This is a genomic window from Pseudoalteromonas sp. UG3-2, from assembly GCF_037120705.1.
Lineage (GTDB): Bacteria > Pseudomonadota > Gammaproteobacteria > Enterobacterales > Alteromonadaceae > Pseudoalteromonas.
On the sequence record NZ_JAWLJU010000002.1, the window covers coordinates 1,014,173 to 1,031,429 of the forward strand.

The following is a 17,257-nucleotide window of genomic DNA, read 5'->3' on the forward strand; positions in this document are numbered from 1 at the left end:
ACTGCGACGCCTAGGAGGTAGCCTAAGCGGCATCGCAGATTGACCATGAAAGTATAAGCTTAGCCTAATAGATTGAATCTAGGATTAATCCTGTAAGAATATCTGTAACCGCTCGAGTCCACTGGCAAAGTCTTCTTTACCTAAGCCTAAACGAAAGTACTGCTGATGAGTTAAAGCAAATAACGACGCAGGTAAGAGTAGCGTTTGTAGCTCCTGAGCAAAACGCCTCGCCCAAGCTTTACCATCGCTAACCACTTTAACTTGCAGCAGGCTCAGCATACCTGCCGCCGGTGCAATCCAGTCTACTTTATCCTGGTTTCGTAATACAAACTGCTGCATTAACTGTACGTTGGTGGCAATGATGTCCCCATTGCGGCGCAAAATAACATCGCTATGTTCTAGTGCCGTTACCGCCAACATGTCATCGACGGCACTGCCACAGATACTGAGATAGGTTTTACAGTTGAGTAACTGCTGAGCAAGCTCAGCACTGCCACAAATCGCCCAACCAACTCGGATCCCAGGAAGCCCTAAGCTTTTTGATAACACCCCCAGCGTAATGGATTTACAATAAGTGACGAATTGGCCATTGTGGACGCACTCATCATTGGCGTTTTGTGCTGACACTTCATCGCTCAGTAAATAAGCATCACATTGCTCAGCAATACACAGTAACTGCTCTAGCTGCTCGCGGTTTAGCGTCGCCCCGGTGGGATTATGAGGCGCATTGATCACTATCATTTTAGTGCGGGCATTGACCAATTTAGCCACTTGCTGAATGTCAAACTGCCAATTATTTTCTGCACTCAGCGCAATAGCATGGACTTTAGCACCAAGTTGTTTCGGCAGGTTCAGCAAAGAGGGGTAACAAGGCGTAAACACTATCACTTCATCGTGTGGCTGTAACAAGCTTGCCATGGTGGCGTAAATAGCCTCTTGCGCTCCGGTAAAGGAAACGACTTGCTGATCCGCCACTGTGTCCGTTGAGCGTAAATGATACTGCTGTATTGCACTTTTCAGGGGTTCGCTACCTGCCACTGGATTATAACCCAGTGAGCTATCAAAGGGCAGCTCACCTCTAAACGCCAGTAACTCACTAAGCGTAACTCCTTGCGCGCAAGAGTCGCTGAGGTTAAAAGCTACTGGACCTGGCAACGATTGACTAAACTTTATGTGTTCGGGTAATGCAAATTCCATGGTCTTCTCAAGTAAAAATGCCAGCATAATCGCTGGCATTGTCGGTGGTATTATTTCAGCCGCCATAAGGTGAGCTGGCATAACTCCAACTCCACCTTGCGGGCATTTTTGGCAATCGCAGAGCTCACTTCTTCTTCCGCGATTAACTCAAAATCGTTTTCTAATAAAATGGCTAAACCGTCGCGGCCAGTGACATTTTCACCACTCACCTTATAACCACCTAACCAGTTTTCAGACTTAGTCAGCTCGCTATCCCATTGATAAGCGCTGCCAATGGCCAGTACACCGCCTGGATTAAGGCGCGATTTAATTTGATTTATAAAGGTTTTAGGTGAATAAAGGTATTCCACCAAACGGTGACACAAAATTAAGTCGTAGCCACTAAATTGCGGTTTTAAGTTATGACCATCGCCTTGGCAGAAGTGGATCCGCTCAGCCAGCTCGGTAAAACCTAACATGGCGGTAGATACTTCGTGAAAGTCAACAATCTCGCCTTCTTGCTCCGTAGCAAAACGCACTGGCTCGCCTTCTTTGAGTGCAAGGGCATGCTGAATATTGCGCGCAGTGAAGTCGATGCCATCAACCTGCTCGAAGTGCTTAGCCAACTCAAAACTGGCTCGGCCAACAGAGCAGCCTAAATCAAGTGCTTTACTGGTTTGACCTTGATAATGGCGCATCACTTTTTCTACGGTATTAAGCAGCGGGTTGGCAAAGTTCATCACCCCAGAGCCATAGTGTGTATTGAGATCGCATGCCACTTCAGGGTCCTGCTCACACAAACTGACTTTTTGCACTGGTACTTCAGGGGAATCCGTTTCAATGTACCTAAACCCGGCATGTTGGAAGAAGTGACGTCTAAAGGCGTAACGCGAATCTCTTACCGCTTCATTTCCGGTCGAGATCCAAGAGCCGCCTTTAATCAAATTGTGTTTGCCATCAAAGGTAGGCGTAGAGAAGTCATCGTACAATGGGTGCACTTTAAAGCCATTGTATGCGTCTATTGGGCTCTCGGTCCACTGCCAAACGTTGCCAATGACATCAAATAAACCTTTGTTCTCAAAACGGTTCACAGGACAACTCGAGGCACACACTTCTAGGTTGATATTACCCGGCGCTTCACTCCAAGTCGTCAGATCCGTCTCTAGTTGATCGCGCATTACCTGCCACTCAGCTTCCGTGGGTAAACGCACATAGCCGCTGCTTTGTTGTGATTTCCAGTTACAAAACGCTTTCGCTTCGAGGTAGTTCACCTCCACTGGCCAATTCAGTGGCAATGGAATTTCTTCGGCCAGATTACGCTGCCAGTAGCCATCGGCCTTTTTTAGCCAAAAACGCGGCATGCTCGACTGCGTTGAGGCCAGCCAAGCCTGCCCTTCTTCGCTCCACAGCTCTGGCTTTTGATAGCCTCCGTCTTCAACAAAGGCCAAAAACTCTTGGTTTGATACCAAATATTGGCTGGCTTTAAAGTCATCCACGCTAACATCAAGACGGCCATATTCATTATCCCAACCATAGGTTTGGTTTGATTCGGGCTTACCTAAGGTAATGTCACCACCGCTTACCGCAACCAGAGCGTTATTAGGGGCTTGTGCGTGTTCTTGGCACGGCTCCCAACCCGGCTGTAAGGTAAGGTCTTTTAGTGGCAGCATGCGAATAATGACCGATGACGTTTCAAGGTGAATGCGCTCATGCTCGATGCCCATCAGCACCACCCACGCCAAGCTATCTTGGGTGATGGGTAAACTCAGCTCCATGGTATCGATAAGGTCATTCATCAGCGCACACACTTGATCACGATACTGCTTCACTTGCGCAACGCTTGGCCAATCGTAGTTATTACTGTCTAAATCGTCCCAAGACATCTCATCCACGCCCACCGCACAAGTAGACTCAATATGAGGATTAATACGCTTGTTAATGTATTTACCCAGCATCAGTTTATTGATGTAAAAACACGCGGTGTGTCCGTAATAAAAAATAAGCGGGTGACGCAGCCGCTCAGCTTTAACGAAAAAGGCATCATCATTATTTATGTTACTAAATAAGGATTCATACTGCTGCCAGCTGTTATTGAAATAGGCTTTAATTTCAGCGCGTTTTTGTTCAACGTCATTACCTGCAAGCCAAATTGGCTTAAGTGTGTTTGGTCTTTCCATACGGTTATCTTCTTTAACTTGCTATTTCATTACATGTCGCTGCGCTGTGAAGCAGCTCTGACAACTCAAACTCAATGGGGTGATCCCACATCTGGCACACAAACTTTCAGGGTGCCAATAAAAAAGCCAATACGATACATAACTTAGCTTAGACCACTCTGGTATAAGTAAGACCTTAACTTATTCATATTTATTTTTCACGACGCCAATTGCTATTTTTGCAAAAGTGTCAAAAAAGAGCCTGTATGCTACCACCGCGCTAAAGCAAAGCTCTTTCTTACAGTTAAAAGGCTAAGCTGACTTAGCCGTATACTCTGAATTGCCACTTAAATACGTCACGACCATTAAGTTTGCAATAAACCAAAGATCTTTGATCACGAACTGGCCAAGCCCTGCTAGTAAGCTCGTTTCACTGAACGCCCCTGAAGCGCTAAATAAAAAAGTTTGGGTCATGACAAACACCGCGAGGCAACCCGCAACCGCCACTAAAATGATCAGTGGCCGCTGTAACCACAGACCAAGCCCAAGTAACAGCGCAAAGAAAATATCGTATATACCAATGAGGTTAGAGGCTTGCTGTACGGTGAAAAGCGTATACAACCACGACATCAAGGGCGAAGTTTCAACTAGCGGCACAATTGCTCGGGCTTCTAATTCTAAAAACTTCATACCACCAATCCAAACTAACACCAGTGCCACAGGGAAGTAATTAAGGTAGATCAGTGTTTGTTTGCTTAACCGCTTCACTGGGTATAAAAAGCAGGCTATGGCCAACAACGCAAAGTACTTGATCACGCCCTGACCAGAGCCAATTACAGGAAAACCACCATGCTCGGCAATCCAGCGCTGCGAGCTGAACAAAGTCAGTAACATCAATGTACTCAGCAAGAGTAATCCAGCAAAAGGCAACCAGTCAGCAACAATCCGGAATTGCTGAAGTAACATAAACGTGGCTGTAAGTAGCATCGCAAAACCAAAGAGCATTCCCGCTTGAGCAACTGGCACTACGTCATTTAGGCCGTAAAATTGCGTAACCACACTGACATTATTAGCCCCGCCACCAAATAAAATTGACAGCCCTAGCAATAACAAGCTCACAGCGACTAAAGCGCTAACCGCTATATTGATATGTTTAATCGTCATCGTTTTCTCTACATTTTTGATTTCAAGAGTAGACCTGAGTTTTGCTAAAAGGCATTCACACGCTTAGTAAAGTCTTAGCAAAAGCATGTTTGAGAGGCAGTTTGATAGTATAATCGCTGCTAAATTTTCTGCCGCTGGGCGGCAGTCGCTATCAGCCATTGCATCAAGGAGCTGCTGTGAAACTGGGTAAACGACTACAATACCTGCACGACATCATTACGCCTGACTATCAGCATATTTGGGATTGTTGCTGCGATCACGGCCAACTGGGTGCGGCACTATTGCAAAGCTCTCAAGCACATGTGCACTTTGTTGATGTTGTGCCCGAGCTAATAGACAAATTACAACTCGAGTTAGGACACTATTTTGCTGACTATCAACATCGCTACAGCACCTATGTTATGGATGTTGCACGCTTGCCTATTTACCAAGATGGCAGCAAGCAATTAGTGATCATTGCAGGCATTGGTGGCGACTTAACCGCGGAGCTAGTGTCAAAGTTAACGGCCAGCCTCGACGATAATATTGATTTGCTGTTGTGCCCCGTGCATCACCACTTTACCTTGCGCGAGCGCTTGAGGGAATTGGGCTGGAAACTAAAGCATGAATCATTGGTAGAAGAAAACCAGCGTATTTACGAGGTAATTTATGTAAGCCAAGAAAGCGCCGCGCAAACGGTATCTGCGGTTGGGCAATCTATATGGCAACAAGGAGCATTATCATCGCGCTATTTGGCTAAAACCCTTGCACACTACCAACGCGTGGCCAAGGGAAAACCTGAGGCACAGAGGATACTCGATGCCTACCAAGGCTTAGCTCCTTTATAAAACTTATTGCACTCGCCAGCGCGTTAAAATTTGTTGTTGTGTGCCATCGCTGGCCAAAGTCTTAAGCGCGGCTTCAATCCGCGCGGCAAGCGGCTCGGAGAAGTGGCTGTTAACGGCCAATGCCAGCTCATTAGGAAAGCGTGTTAACACCAATTTCTGCTCTATTTTCTCAGCGTCCAACGACAGCGTGTGCAGCTCCTTTTGTAAACTGAGAGAATTGGTAAACACAAAGTCAATGCGGCCTTTGTAGAGCAATTGCCAAAGCCGCTCATGATCCGACACCAACACCAATTCATAGCCTTCATTAAAGCCATGTTGTTTCAAAAACTGTTCGCTGTAATAACCCCGAATGGTACCAGTACGATAAGCTTTTGCTTCTGCCAAAGTGGTAATGGGTTTGTTTAATGTCGTTAAGCCAATAAGCGACGCTTCGGCATGGGCCATAGTGCCTAAAAAGCGAAAGTTAGCCGCTCTAGCGGGGGTTTTTAGCCAAGACAGTAGCGCCACATTGGTTTTGGTTTCAAACTCGTGCAGAACGCGCGCCATCGGCATTATTTCAACCACCGCGTTAATCCCCGCTTGGCTGGCAACGGCTCGCGCCAACTCCACCAGCGCACCATCCGGCTCTCCCAACTCATTGACATAGTGATATGGTGGCAAGTCTTCTGCCACAAAATGAACCACGTCTTGCGACTTTGCAGAGCTACAAAACGTTATAAATGCCAACAACAACCACAGCAATGACTTAACCATTCAACCTCTGTATGATTAGCGCACTTAATAGCTTTCTAGTGTGCACTTTTTCAGCGAATGATTCAATTTTAATCACAACACATCAGTATCTTGTGCTTAATCGTGCTTTACTGCTGCTAAACCTTGCCAATCTTCAAGTTCTTGCTGCGGATGCTGCAGCCTAAAATTACGATACAGCTCAATCCCTTGTTGATCTTCAATAATATCCACCTCAACTCCCTTGCTGCTCAATAAGGCTTCATTGCCTTGAGCATTAGTCACATCGCCTACCACCACACGTTTAAAGCCCCGCATATACAGCAAAGTGGCACACACATCGCAGGGGCTGAGACTGGTAAATAAGGTGGTCTGGCTAAAATCAATGCGACCCGCATCACGAATAGCCGCTGTTTCGCCATGGTTATACGGGTGGTTTTCTTGCACTAAGGTATTGTGGCCCTTCCCAACGATGCGGTTACTTTGGTTATCCACTATCACGGCACCAATGGGGCAACCGCCCTCTTGTACGCTTTTTTCCGCTAACAGCACTGCAATACGCATAAAGTCGCGGTCTGTCAGGCGATGAAAAAATGCCTCGCTGCACAGCGCTGACAAGCTAGATGTGGGCATGTGGGCAATGGCCGTTAATGCTGCCATGGTGATGTCAGAATCTTGTTGCAATAATGCCATATTGGCTTACTCCTTTTGAGACACAGCTTAGGCTAATGGTACTTGCTGGTTAGCAAGGCTATCACTGAGTAGCGCCACCATGTTAGCAAACTCTTTGTCCTCAGGTAATTCAAGACCATGAGCGGCATGGGCTATGTACTTGGGTGGTACAAATAAGTAGGTGCGCCTTTTGAATCGCCAATGACGCACTTTGTGCTTGGCTTGATGCTTTGATTCATCTAAGGCAGCCAAAGAAAAAATATCTCGAGGGTCGGGCTCTGTCATCTGAGCATCGCTATTAACGCTAAGCGGCTCTACTTTTAACAGCACCGCTGAGGTTTGCGGCACCCCTAGCAATAGCTCGCCAATAAAGAAAATACTGCCACCACGACATAACTTTTTTTGTTGCTCATCTAACGCTTGCTGCTGCGAAGGTTGTGCTTGTTGATAACCCATGCCATTGAACATAGCACCGCTAAAAGGCAGTGGCTGATCACCAAAGTCACGGTTTAGCACGTGTTGCAGCCATGCTTTGGTTAAACTGCGACCCACTCCTTCATGACTAAAGGTGCCTTGTTCAACATTGGTCTCCACAAATAAGCCGGAGTCCGCCAAAATATTCTTTACCGCTTGATAGTTAAATAATGAATACGGCCGCTTGGTGATCGGGTTCTCAGTACTGGCAAGCGCCTTGGTCATGGCGGCAAAAAACACACTGATATCGACAAACGCGGTTTTTAGCTCACCATCGAGTTGCTGCAGGCTATCTGGTGTAGCACAAAGCATAATATTGCCCGTTTCATTAAACACGTAATGTTTGGTAATGGCCTGATATTTTGTGTCTTTGCCCTGCACCTCTGGGGTTTTAGGTCGCCGAAACCAGCTAAATGGATTTGCCATAGGACTGCTTAGCTATCTTTTTTACTGGGGTTTGCCGCCGCAGTGGCTGGCTCCTCTGGCGCAATCGATGCCGTAAGAGAATCGATCAAATTATTAAACTCAGGATCAGACATGGCCTCATTTAAAGACGCAGCACGCTTAACAAACTCTGGTGGCACAAACAAAAAAACCGACTTGGTTAGGCCTAGCTTTACTTCAACGTGGTTGCCTTTCAAGCATGGCCCGGCTTGCCAAATGGTTTTTACCGATTGGGCATCGGCAGAGACAATAATAGGCGTAATTGAAATTGCGCCTAGCAAATATTCACAGACAAAAATAATGGTGCCTACTTTTTTACTCTGGCTAGTATTGCTCGCAGCAATAGTAATGGCCGCCTCCCCCATTCCAGCTATCATGTCGGTCAATGATTTGGCTAAACTCGCTAGGTTGCCACTGAGCCCCACCAAGGTCTGCAGTAATTGGCTAGAGAAGGTCACACCGGCTTGTTTGCTATGAAAGTCGATATCACTTTCGGTAACCTTAACAAATAACCCGGAACTAGAAATAATGTTATCGAGGGCGTCAAAGTCGTAGAGGCTTTTCCCTGACTCTGCCATGGCTTTAGTTAACGCGGCAAAAAAGACACTGACTTCAGCAAACGCGCTTTGTGCTTCTTGGGGGAGTAAATTACCATCAGCACTGTCGTTTAAGGTACTGGCAACAAATAAATTGCCCGTGGCATTCATTACAAATTGCTTGCTGGCAGGCACGTCATTGCTGTTATTGCTGGTGAGATTGGCGGCGCGAGTTTGGGAATTACTGGTGTACATTGCGCCAGTTTGCGAATTGGCCATACTATTTCCTTATGCACAAAAAGTGGTTGTAAGGTTCAGTATAGCCAACAAAGTTAACTATTTCATTACAAATGTAACTAGTTAAGTTCGGTATCAAGCAGCCTGCTTGTTCACTAAGTTGGTTTAGAAATCGGCCAAGGCTGCTTGCAATTGCTCCTGCGATTGTAAATTTTGCCCCGCTCTTGCAAACTGAAAAGTATCATTTTTATAGCGTGGAATAATGTGTAAGTGATAATGGTTGAGCTCATTAACATGGCCATTATTTTGCACTAAGGTAATGCCATCCGGAGAAAACTTATCCTCGATGCGAGCATAAATGACTTTAGCAACATCGTTAATCTCTGCCATCACCACTGCGGGAACCTCAAGTAAAGTCGCAAACGGCAGTTTGGGGCACACTAAAATATGACCAGGATTTATGGGGTCATGATCCGCAAACGCGATGACCTGATCCGATTCATAAACAATAACCGCCGCCGTTTGTCGCGCAACAATTTGCTCCACAACTGTCATTTACTCACTCCTTTATCTTATTGTGTATCAATCATTTAAGCCTGAAGTGCAGCGATAGCAGTCCAGCCTATGTGAATGAACATTAATAGGTATATCACCTTAAATAACCAGCGGCGCCGTTTTATAAACATGTCAATGCGGTTGTCGTGTAATGCTGCAAAATGACCACTTTGCAAAGCTGCATGAAAGTTCACCTTGGCGGCCTGCGGTGCATTACCTAAATTAGGCTGGCGGAGTTGTTGCCACGCTTGTGGGTAGGCTTGCTCAACATAGGCTTGCAACCACCTTAGCAATACATAATCAAGCAATAATAATAGCAAAATTAAAACGATTATAACGCCCTGCACTGTCCGCTCCTTCAACTATTAGATGTCTTATTTTTATTGTGTGGCCATCATTTTTCAAGTTGCTTAGGCAGAGAAGACTCAAGCATCTTCAGCTCGGCAATACGCGCTTGAACTTGCTCTAACTCAGCCGTACTCAATGGCCGGTATGCCCTTGGGTACGGCCAACCATAGCCCCACCTAAAACTAGTGGGTAAATAAGGAGTTCCGCCAATACGTACACCTAGCAACATGAGGCTGGCGACATCCGGTTCACCCAGTTTGCTGACACATTCTTTTAATTCCAAATCAGCACGTTCGCGGTCTTGCTCGCTGCCACCTTGCCAATAAGCCAGATCGTGGTCTGTGCAACAATCCAACCACAGCTGTTGCTGCACTAGGGTACCGTCAGGAAATACGCTGCAGCCGTCACTGGTAAAGGGCTTAAGTTCGGCGCTTAACAACTGACATGAAGCGGTTAAAAAAGCGAGATAAAAGCTGAGTTTTAGCATTGTGTTAGTGTTGATAGGCTCGTCCCTGGATGCAATGACTTAGTACGCTTAATACTGGCCGCCACTGCACCTTAGTTGAATTTACTTTTTTCTTTTGTTCGGGAATAGTTTAAACCAGAACAGCATCTCAAGGGCAAAGCCCAAAGCAATAAAGAGAAACACACCACTGCTAATGCCTTGACTATATGCAGCAATAGCCGCAATAAGCAGGGCCAGTAAGATGATAATTCGATGAACTTTTTTCATAGTTTATCCTGTTAATGCACTCCTTGAGTCTATCCTGTATAAATTTGAGAAACAAGACTCTCAGAGCCTCCTTTAATACCGACTGACACGCAAGTCAGCATTAATTACAAGAGTGAGTGTGCATTACCTCGGCTCAGTTAACACTTTCTTTATCCCTTCAGCGAACGGAGTAATGGTAAAATCGGGAAAACGTGCCTTGAACTTGTCCGCCAGAAAAATATTGTCCACCTGATAGCGTGGCAACAGTTCCAGTGTTTCTCGTATTTGTGGCCGCCATATTGCCAACAACTGCAGTTGCCACTTTTTGATGACCCGATAACGATAGTCTTGCCCTGTTAACTGCCGACACAAATCAATTAAAGCGCTATAGCTCATACGATTATCATCACACGGCAAGTGCCACGTTTGGTTGTAGGCTTCTGCTGTGTTACCAAGCAGCGCCATGGCACGACTGGCGTCGGGTGTGTAAATCAAAGAGCGCACCACATCGTCGCGCAAAAACATCTTAGCCGGCTCCCCTGCAGCCAGCTTTTCTAACACCGTGGCATTGGTAATACTTTGTGTTTTACCTGGGCCATAAAACTCTGGGGCTCGGCAGATCATCGCGCTAACTCTGCCCGACTCCATGGCCGTAAGCACTTGTTGAGCCAGCCCTGCTCTCACTTGTCCTTTTTTACCATAAGGCTGAAATGCGGTGGCTTCCGTCATGGGCACAGCGGTTTGTGGATACATATAGGTATTGTCAAAAAAGACTAATTTTGCTCCATGCTCTTGGCAAGCCGCGATAACATTCTCTACCATCTGCGGGAACTGAGTTTGCCACCTCTTCGTATCAAGTGGCAGACCGGCGGTAAAATACACCACCGCGGATCCTGCAACGGCTGCTAACGTCTCGTCGTAACAGGTTAAGTCCGCTGCAAACAGCGTATCACTGTCATTGACTTTAACTGGGTTACGGCTGACTAAGCGAATGTCCTCGGTATGGTTTTGTTTCAACGCCTTGGCAAGCTCTATTCCTATTTGCCCTGTTGCCCCTAATATAGTTTGCATAAGTGCCTCTGATAAATACTTAAGTTGCAGCACAGCTTATCCTTAAAGTTAGGTTTAAGGTCAATAGCATGACCATTATCCGGGCATTATTACCTTGCCAGCATTGCGCTATGCTTGACCTTAATGTTCACTTTAACGTTAGAGCTACCAACTTATCTGCGCAAACCACAACGACCTCTTAACGCCACCACAATGTATAAAAAACGTAATGCATTGTAATTGATTTGTTAACCACCTTGTACCATCTTTATTGAGTCTATGTTAGTCAGCCACAGCTAATACTGCATTGGTATTTCAACATAGCCGCTACCGTCATCCAGCTTGATGCCTTAAATAATAAGACACCAAGGCCGGAGTCTCAGCTAAAAATAGAGTGTTAAGGAGCATAACATGCCTAAGGAAACACAACCGTCATCTGTTCGACCCTATAAAGAATGGCAAGAGGGCCAACCAAAAGGTCCGCAATTTGGAATTTTATCAAAACTCAATGGCACTTGGGTTAACTGGAAAGATGGCCCCCGAGGCTTGCATACCACTTGCATGCCATCGCCCGGCACCTCATCAGAAACCATTTTTGGTGTGTTCCATTTCAAATCGCAAGAATACCGTGAGCAATTGACTTTTACTCAAGTAAATGAACCGGTGCGAAATCGTGGTGGCTCGAATGAACAATTTAACGCGGCCGTAAAATACGAAACCGCCATCATTGATAACGATGAGGTGTTACAACACTTTGAAAATGGCATGTATCTGTGGATTGGTGACAGCCAAATGCCATGGCAAGACGATAGCCCTTATCAAAACCCGCCAACCATGTTTAAGCACACTTCCAGCGCTGAGTCGGTGAAAGTTGACGCCGGTGAGCCGGTAATGGGCCCAGGCGAACTAGGCCCGCAATTTGTGCCACCTCATTCAATATCGCGCTCTGGTGTGATCCCTCATGGCACCACAATTCATATTACCGGTAAAGTCGCAGAAAGTAACACATCTGGAGATGCTCCTCACATTGCGGATTTATGGGAGCAACAATATTTGGCTATCTCCCCAACCATGGGGATGAACCCCTCACGGGATTTAATCGCCGGCTCATTGGAAAAACCGAAGTGGACCGAACTGCCAAGAAAAGACCAAGAAGGCGGCGGTGTTAACAGTGCCAGAGCGTACTTCCAACGCATATTTAATTACGACCAATTTGGTGCCAAATTCCCTTACACGGTACAGCCAAACCTTAAGCTCAGTGAGGCCAATCAAGGACTTAAATTTAAGCGTTACGACATGATTGCACTGGACTCGCAACATGAAACTGGTGTTCAAGGTGCTACCATCAACAATGTTATGATCGAGCGTTATTGCCGAGTAGCGCGTATGCGTCATCGCATGTGGCTAGAAGAAATTGAAATACCAGATGGTCAAGGTAATACCAAGGTAATTGACCAGTTACAGTACGAACAAATCGTTGACTTTGAATTTATGTTTGGCTCCAGCGGTGAAACCACCCTGTGGCCACATATTCAAGTAAATACCTTGCGCCGTTTGGAAGATATTCCAGAAGCAGACAGGCTCACCCCAATTAAATTAGACGAAGTTGCCGACAAAGATACCGTGAGTGCACCGAAAGGCGTGGTCCGTCGCATGAATCACACCAGCGAATAACAGCTCTATTAGTGCTGCAATTACCACAATAATTATTTCACTAACACAAAGCGTCATGTGCTGTTTTGAAACACCGGGATGTGCTTCAAAACAGCACTAGCGACTGGCTTAAAATGCTCGCTCTACTCTTTATACTCATATTTATAGACCTAGCAGGTAAGTGCTTAAAGGGACTATTTATTAGCTTCGATCAAATTACCGTCTAATTGTAAGTAAAACTCGCCATAATTTAAAAATTTAGTATATTCTTTTATTAATAAACACAATGATTAGCTGGTTATGGTGATGAATCGAACGATGAAATTAAAACTCACCACATTATGGAATGGCTTGTTACGCCGGCTCATGTTTAGTGATGACCGAGCTTCTGAGCAGGTTGCTTCATCTCAGCTAAGTTATGAAGCACTGAGCTCAACCCTCAGTGCTATTCCAGACCTTATGTTTGAGCTGGATAGTGAAGGCCGCCATTGGGACGCCCATGTATTGCGGCCAGAGCTATTAGTTGCCCCCGCTGAGCAGTTACTCGGCCATACCGTTAGCGATGTTATGCCGAAACAGGCCGCCAAGTTAGTGATGCAAGGCTTAGAAGTGGCACAGCAAAGCGGTTATGCCCACGGTATTCACATCCATTTACCCACGGCCATTGGCCCGCGCTGGTTTGAAGTGTCGATTGCTCGTAAGCAAGCATCCGCTTGCGAGCAGCAAGACCTACGTTTTATTGTGTTGTCACGAGATATTACCGAACGCAAACTGGCCCATCTAGAGGCCGAAAAGTTAGCCTATATTGATCAGCTCACTGAATTGCCTAACCGCCATGCGGTGCAACATGATTTACTGGCTCGGGTGGCATCGCAGCACCTACAAGGCTATTACAGCGCATTGTTGTTTTTGGATTTAGACGATTTTAAATCCATTAATGATAACCATGGCCACCATGTTGGTGATTTACTGCTAAAGCAAGTAGCACAGCGGCTGCGCGAAAATGTGCGTGAAGATGATATGTTAATCCGCTGGGGTGGCGATGAGTTTATTGTGTTACTCAATAAGCTCTCTGACAACCATGAGCAAGCACAACACTGTGCCACCACAGTTTGCGCGAAAATTGCTGACAAAATCAGTGAACCGTATTTCTTGGAACATATCGAATACCACTGCCACATCAGTATTGGCGTAAGCTTATTTCATGACCCCCAATGTTGTATTGATACCATCATCCAGCAAGCCGACAGTGCTATGTATAAGGCCAAAAGATCGCATTCTGAGCGTTATGCATTTTACCAGCAGACACCGGTTGTGACTGACAAGTAAGCGTTAACGCACGCTGCCAATCAAAGATACGAAAACCCCGCCATTACACCGTAACATTAAGCCTTTAGCCATTTACCTTGATACCGCTCACCTTTTATGCACAAACAATGAGCCCAAGTAATAAGAAGCAGCTGCAACGGCGTTCTTATCAATAAGTAAACCGGCCCCCATTGATGACCGCCCAGACCTATACTATGAAACGCGGCATAAATATTGGCAGGAAAGAAAACCACCAGCACGGCAATAGCAATTTTCGCCCCTAACACTTGAAACCGAGGAATGAACAGCATTACAGCAATCAGCAGCTCTAGTAGACCTGTGATGTAAACCAAAGCAACTCGCATAGGCACCCAAGGAGGTAACATTTCTACCATGCCTGCGGTTTTAACCCCATGACCAATAGCAAAAAACACAAACGCTAGTCCAAGTCCCCAACACGCGCTTTTCTGTAGGCAAAAACCATCACCGATAAAACGCTCTAACAGGTAGGTGGCAATAACGGGAGTGAGCAAAAGCAGTACGATTATAGTCGGTGTGATCATTTATTTATCCTTAAATAATGTCGTTAATTTATAATATTATGCTCTAGTTGGCTGCGCTGGATTTGCGCTCAACGCATCCGTATCAACTATCAGAACACCACAGCTAGCCGTTCTTATGAGATTTAAAAAGCTTCTCGCTATAAGTTGTAGTACTTAGACCATAAAGAGCAAGTTCTTTATGGTAAAAATGGACGGTGCCCAGCGGCATAAATCCCACTTTTTTTGCCACTGCCATAGAAGCCGAGTGATTCGGCTCAATCAAAGCATATAGCTGGGAAATGGCCCGCTCCTTACAAAACGATACCACGGCTTGGGCACACTCAGTTGCCACCCCTTGCCCCCAAGATTCAAAGCGAAAGCGATAACCAATGTGGATGATGTCTCGATCATCAAGCCGGTCGCATTTTAAGCCACAAAAACCCAGTAAGTTATCGGAGCTTTTATCTACCACAGCCCATGGACCAAAGCCATACTGTTGATATGAGGCAATACAGCTTTTAATAAAGTCTCGAGTCTGCGTTTGGCTCATCACGCCATTGATTGAGTGGGCCATGACCCTTTCATCGGCTAAAATATCGGCTAATGCCTTAGTATCATTAAGGGTGAATGGTCGCAGCAGAAACCTAGTTGTTGTGATCCTCATCGTCGCTCCATCGACCAAACCATACTATTTATTTGTTGTGTTCTAGGTCTGGTTTACGCTGCCACAACCAAAGCTTGGCAATTACGCCCGCACACAAACTCCAAAATAAGATAATTCCAGTAAGCACGCCCCAAGACGCCTTTATAGCTCCGAACTCAGCATACGTCACACTGGTATCTGCGAAAAGCGACTCGAGTCCGCTCATCAGTGGAACATTCACCCAAATCATGGTGCTGGCCACCAATAAAACCGGCTCTAGCTCGAGCGTTGAAAACAGCATTAACAGTAACGGCGGTGAATTAAATATCACCGCTAACAGTAAAAAACGATATAAAAATGGGGTTGAGAAAAACATCAATAGACTCCAATAAATCCCAGCATTTACGAGCAACTATACCAATGTTTTACTGTTATTGCTGCGCAGTTTTCGCCCACCACGGTTTGGAAAAATCAACCTCGTCTTCGGGCACTATGTGTGAATGTGGCTTATTCAATGCTTGCCAGAACGCCGTTCTCATCTGCTCATGGAGGATTTCAAAGTGACCGTTGGCTCTGCTGTCTTTTAAATATTGTTTCAATCGACCCACAGGCTAAGTATTAAACCTTTGCTGTCCGACCCAACTCGGTAACGGCGCATACGTATGCCCAGGCTTTATTTCCCGAGCTAAATACTCCCGTTACCCGAATATACTCATCCACCTCGTAGTCATCGGCTTGTGCAAGCTCTGCAGGCGTAAGCTCAAATACAGTGCCCGCTACGGTGTCTGAAGGATTACCGGTATACTTTAAAATTGGGTGAATGGCCTTGCCACTGACTTTGACAACAGCAGGATCTTTTATTGCCACCTCACTCAGTATATAGCCGACTAATGTGTCTTTATGACCAGTCAACTTACGACCAAAGGTTTCGATTTGTACATTTTCTTGCTGTAGTGTGCCGTACGAGAACAGTCTTTCCACTTACTACCCCTTCTATCAATACCATAATAACCGTGACTGCTTTATACCATGCAATTTTACAGCGATACTAAAATCAGGCCACTTAATACCCTATAATTAAACGTAATCACTTCCGTAAAGCGCATCAACCAAGCTCACTAAGTAGCCTTACTGACAAAGTAAAACCAAAAAAGGGACAAATCAAGGTATTCTTAAAACTAAGTGATGTCGCTTTGAGCTGAGATCAGTATTTTACTTCACCACTAAGGCAAGACTTTAAGTGCTCTGCAACCGGCATGGTTTGATCTAACTGGCTATCAACATAGTGCGCCACAAGACGCTCAATGTATTTTTCTGCTTTAAGCTCATCAATGGCGGTTTGTAAGTCGGAGATAATGTCAGGCGAGGTATTTTTATTTAAGGCAAGAAAGTTACCCACCAGCAGCTTATCTTCCAACTCTAACACAGGCACTACGTCTTTAGGGGTCAAATCGACATTTGAGAGCTGATAACCAAGTGTTAATGATGAACCAATGATAAGATCTAGCTTGCCGTTTTCAAACAAAATGATGTCTTCGTTTTTCTTGGCATAAGTTAAGTAATGATCGTATTCCACTAAGCCAATGTTCTTCAGTACCGACTCGTAAATGTCCCCTCTGGGAATGCCTATGGTATAACGACGCAGTGCTTTGCGACTTTCTAATTTTATATCTTCTCTATCGCGAAGCCGATAAATGCAAGAATAACTCGATGCTAAAGGTCCAACCCAAATAAACTTTTCTTCTCTTTGGGGTGTGCGAGAGGTCGAGAACACGCCTCGATTAGGTGCTAGTTGTGCATTCCTATACGCTCTTTTCCAAGGCAGTAAGGAAATGTTGCACTCAATTTTAGCCCGTTCACAAGCCTCGGTGATGAGATCGGTATTGATCCCAGCTAATTGGCTGTTAACGGAAAAGTTATACGGTGGAAAGGTCTCCGTATACAACTCCAGCACCTTAGCGCTAGTCATTGAACAACTAAAGAGCCCTAGTAGACCAAGCCACCACTTCATTGTAAACACTCTGGGTTATT

At 45.6% G+C, this 17,257-nt stretch carries 20 protein-coding genes; 3 read left to right on the forward strand and 17 right to left on the reverse strand.

Features of this window, described 5'->3' with window-relative positions; all coding sequences use genetic code 11:
• Nucleotides 1-84: 84 nt before the first annotated feature.
• The 3 genes from R3P39_RS07735 to R3P39_RS07745 form a co-directional block, all read right to left on the reverse strand.
• Nucleotides 85-1,278: an aminotransferase class I/II-fold pyridoxal phosphate-dependent enzyme gene (locus R3P39_RS07735; RefSeq protein WP_336566710.1), complete on the reverse strand. Its 1,194-nt coding sequence runs from the start codon at nt 1,276-1,278 to the stop codon at nt 85-87.
• Nucleotides 1,248-3,353, reverse strand: a complete 2,106-nt coding sequence (ovoA, locus tag R3P39_RS07740) for a 5-histidylcysteine sulfoxide synthase (protein ID WP_336566711.1) — start codon at nt 3,351-3,353, stop codon at nt 1,248-1,250. Before ovoA ends, R3P39_RS07735 begins: the two co-directional genes overlap by 31 nt.
• Nucleotides 3,354-3,644: 291 nt before the next feature.
• Nucleotides 3,645-4,496 (reverse strand): DUF417 family protein, encoded by an 852-nt coding sequence (locus R3P39_RS07745; protein WP_336566712.1) that lies wholly within the window; start codon nt 4,494-4,496, stop codon nt 3,645-3,647.
• A gap of 176 nt (nt 4,497-4,672) precedes the next feature.
• Between R3P39_RS07745 and R3P39_RS07750 the strand changes: the two genes are divergently transcribed.
• Nucleotides 4,673-5,323: a tRNA (adenine(22)-N(1))-methyltransferase gene (locus tag R3P39_RS07750; protein ID WP_336566713.1), complete on the forward strand. Its 651-nt coding sequence runs from the start codon at nt 4,673-4,675 to the stop codon at nt 5,321-5,323.
• Between the two features lie 3 nt (nt 5,324-5,326).
• Here the strand turns inward: R3P39_RS07750 and R3P39_RS07755 are convergent, their stop codons facing one another.
• The 9 genes from R3P39_RS07755 to R3P39_RS07795 form a co-directional block, all read right to left on the reverse strand.
• The gene (locus tag R3P39_RS07755) at nt 5,327-6,076 is read right to left on the reverse strand and encodes a substrate-binding periplasmic protein (protein ID WP_336566714.1); all 750 of its coding nucleotides are present in this window, start codon (nt 6,074-6,076) and stop codon (nt 5,327-5,329) included.
• Between the two features lie 96 nt (nt 6,077-6,172).
• Entirely contained in the window at nt 6,173-6,745 is a 573-nt protein-coding gene (locus R3P39_RS07760; RefSeq protein ID WP_336566715.1) for a nucleoside deaminase, read from the reverse strand.
• 27 nt (nt 6,746-6,772) lie between these two features.
• Nucleotides 6,773-7,624 (reverse strand): hypothetical protein, encoded by an 852-nt coding sequence (locus R3P39_RS07765; protein WP_336566716.1) that lies wholly within the window; start codon nt 7,622-7,624, stop codon nt 6,773-6,775.
• Nucleotides 7,625-7,632: 8 nt separating this feature from the next.
• A complete protein-coding gene (locus R3P39_RS07770; protein ID WP_336566717.1) occupies nt 7,633-8,457 on the reverse strand; it encodes a hypothetical protein in 825 nt (274 codons plus the stop codon).
• Nucleotides 8,458-8,580: 123 nt separating this feature from the next.
• Nucleotides 8,581-8,970, reverse strand: coding sequence for an HIT family protein (locus R3P39_RS07775; protein ID WP_336566719.1), 390 nt, complete (start codon nt 8,968-8,970; stop codon nt 8,581-8,583).
• Nucleotides 8,971-9,005: 35 nt separating this feature from the next.
• Nucleotides 9,006-9,317, reverse strand: a complete 312-nt coding sequence (locus R3P39_RS07780; RefSeq protein ID WP_336566721.1) for a hypothetical protein — start codon at nt 9,315-9,317, stop codon at nt 9,006-9,008.
• Between the two features lie 47 nt (nt 9,318-9,364).
• Entirely contained in the window at nt 9,365-9,805 is a 441-nt protein-coding gene (locus tag R3P39_RS07785) for a hypothetical protein (RefSeq protein ID WP_336566722.1), read from the reverse strand.
• 81 nt (nt 9,806-9,886) lie between these two features.
• Complete coding sequence (locus R3P39_RS07790; protein WP_336566723.1) at nt 9,887-10,051, reverse strand: hypothetical protein; 165 nt, start codon at nt 10,049-10,051, stop codon at nt 9,887-9,889.
• 123 nt (nt 10,052-10,174) lie between these two features.
• Nucleotides 10,175-11,101, reverse strand: a complete 927-nt coding sequence (locus R3P39_RS07795; protein ID WP_336566724.1) for an NAD-dependent epimerase/dehydratase family protein — start codon at nt 11,099-11,101, stop codon at nt 10,175-10,177.
• 390 nt (nt 11,102-11,491) lie between these two features.
• Between R3P39_RS07795 and R3P39_RS07800 the strand changes: the two genes are divergently transcribed.
• Nucleotides 11,492-12,754 carry a peroxidase, FMP-type gene (locus tag R3P39_RS07800; RefSeq protein WP_336566725.1) on the forward strand — a complete coding sequence of 421 codons (1,263 nt, stop codon included), beginning with the start codon at nt 11,492-11,494 and terminating at the stop codon, nt 12,752-12,754.
• Nucleotides 12,755-13,051: 297 nt separating this feature from the next.
• Nucleotides 13,052-14,062 carry a diguanylate cyclase domain-containing protein gene (locus tag R3P39_RS07805; protein ID WP_336566726.1) on the forward strand — a complete coding sequence of 337 codons (1,011 nt, stop codon included), beginning with the start codon at nt 13,052-13,054 and terminating at the stop codon, nt 14,060-14,062.
• Between the two features lie 56 nt (nt 14,063-14,118).
• On the opposite strand, the gene R3P39_RS07810 is transcribed toward R3P39_RS07805, so the two are convergent.
• The 5 genes from R3P39_RS07810 to R3P39_RS07830 form a co-directional block, all read right to left on the reverse strand.
• The gene (locus tag R3P39_RS07810; RefSeq protein WP_336566727.1) at nt 14,119-14,604 is read right to left on the reverse strand and encodes a DoxX family protein; all 486 of its coding nucleotides are present in this window, start codon (nt 14,602-14,604) and stop codon (nt 14,119-14,121) included.
• Between the two features lie 103 nt (nt 14,605-14,707).
• The gene (locus R3P39_RS07815) at nt 14,708-15,247 is read right to left on the reverse strand and encodes a GNAT family N-acetyltransferase (RefSeq protein WP_336566728.1); all 540 of its coding nucleotides are present in this window, start codon (nt 15,245-15,247) and stop codon (nt 14,708-14,710) included.
• A gap of 28 nt (nt 15,248-15,275) precedes the next feature.
• Complete coding sequence (locus R3P39_RS07820) at nt 15,276-15,602, reverse strand: hypothetical protein (RefSeq protein WP_336566730.1); 327 nt, start codon at nt 15,600-15,602, stop codon at nt 15,276-15,278.
• Nucleotides 15,603-15,844: 242 nt separating this feature from the next.
• Nucleotides 15,845-16,207: a gamma-glutamylcyclotransferase family protein gene (locus tag R3P39_RS07825; protein WP_336566731.1), complete on the reverse strand. Its 363-nt coding sequence runs from the start codon at nt 16,205-16,207 to the stop codon at nt 15,845-15,847.
• A gap of 223 nt (nt 16,208-16,430) precedes the next feature.
• Entirely contained in the window at nt 16,431-17,237 is an 807-nt protein-coding gene (locus R3P39_RS07830) for a substrate-binding periplasmic protein (protein WP_336566733.1), read from the reverse strand.
• Nucleotides 17,238-17,257 lie beyond the last annotated feature (20 nt).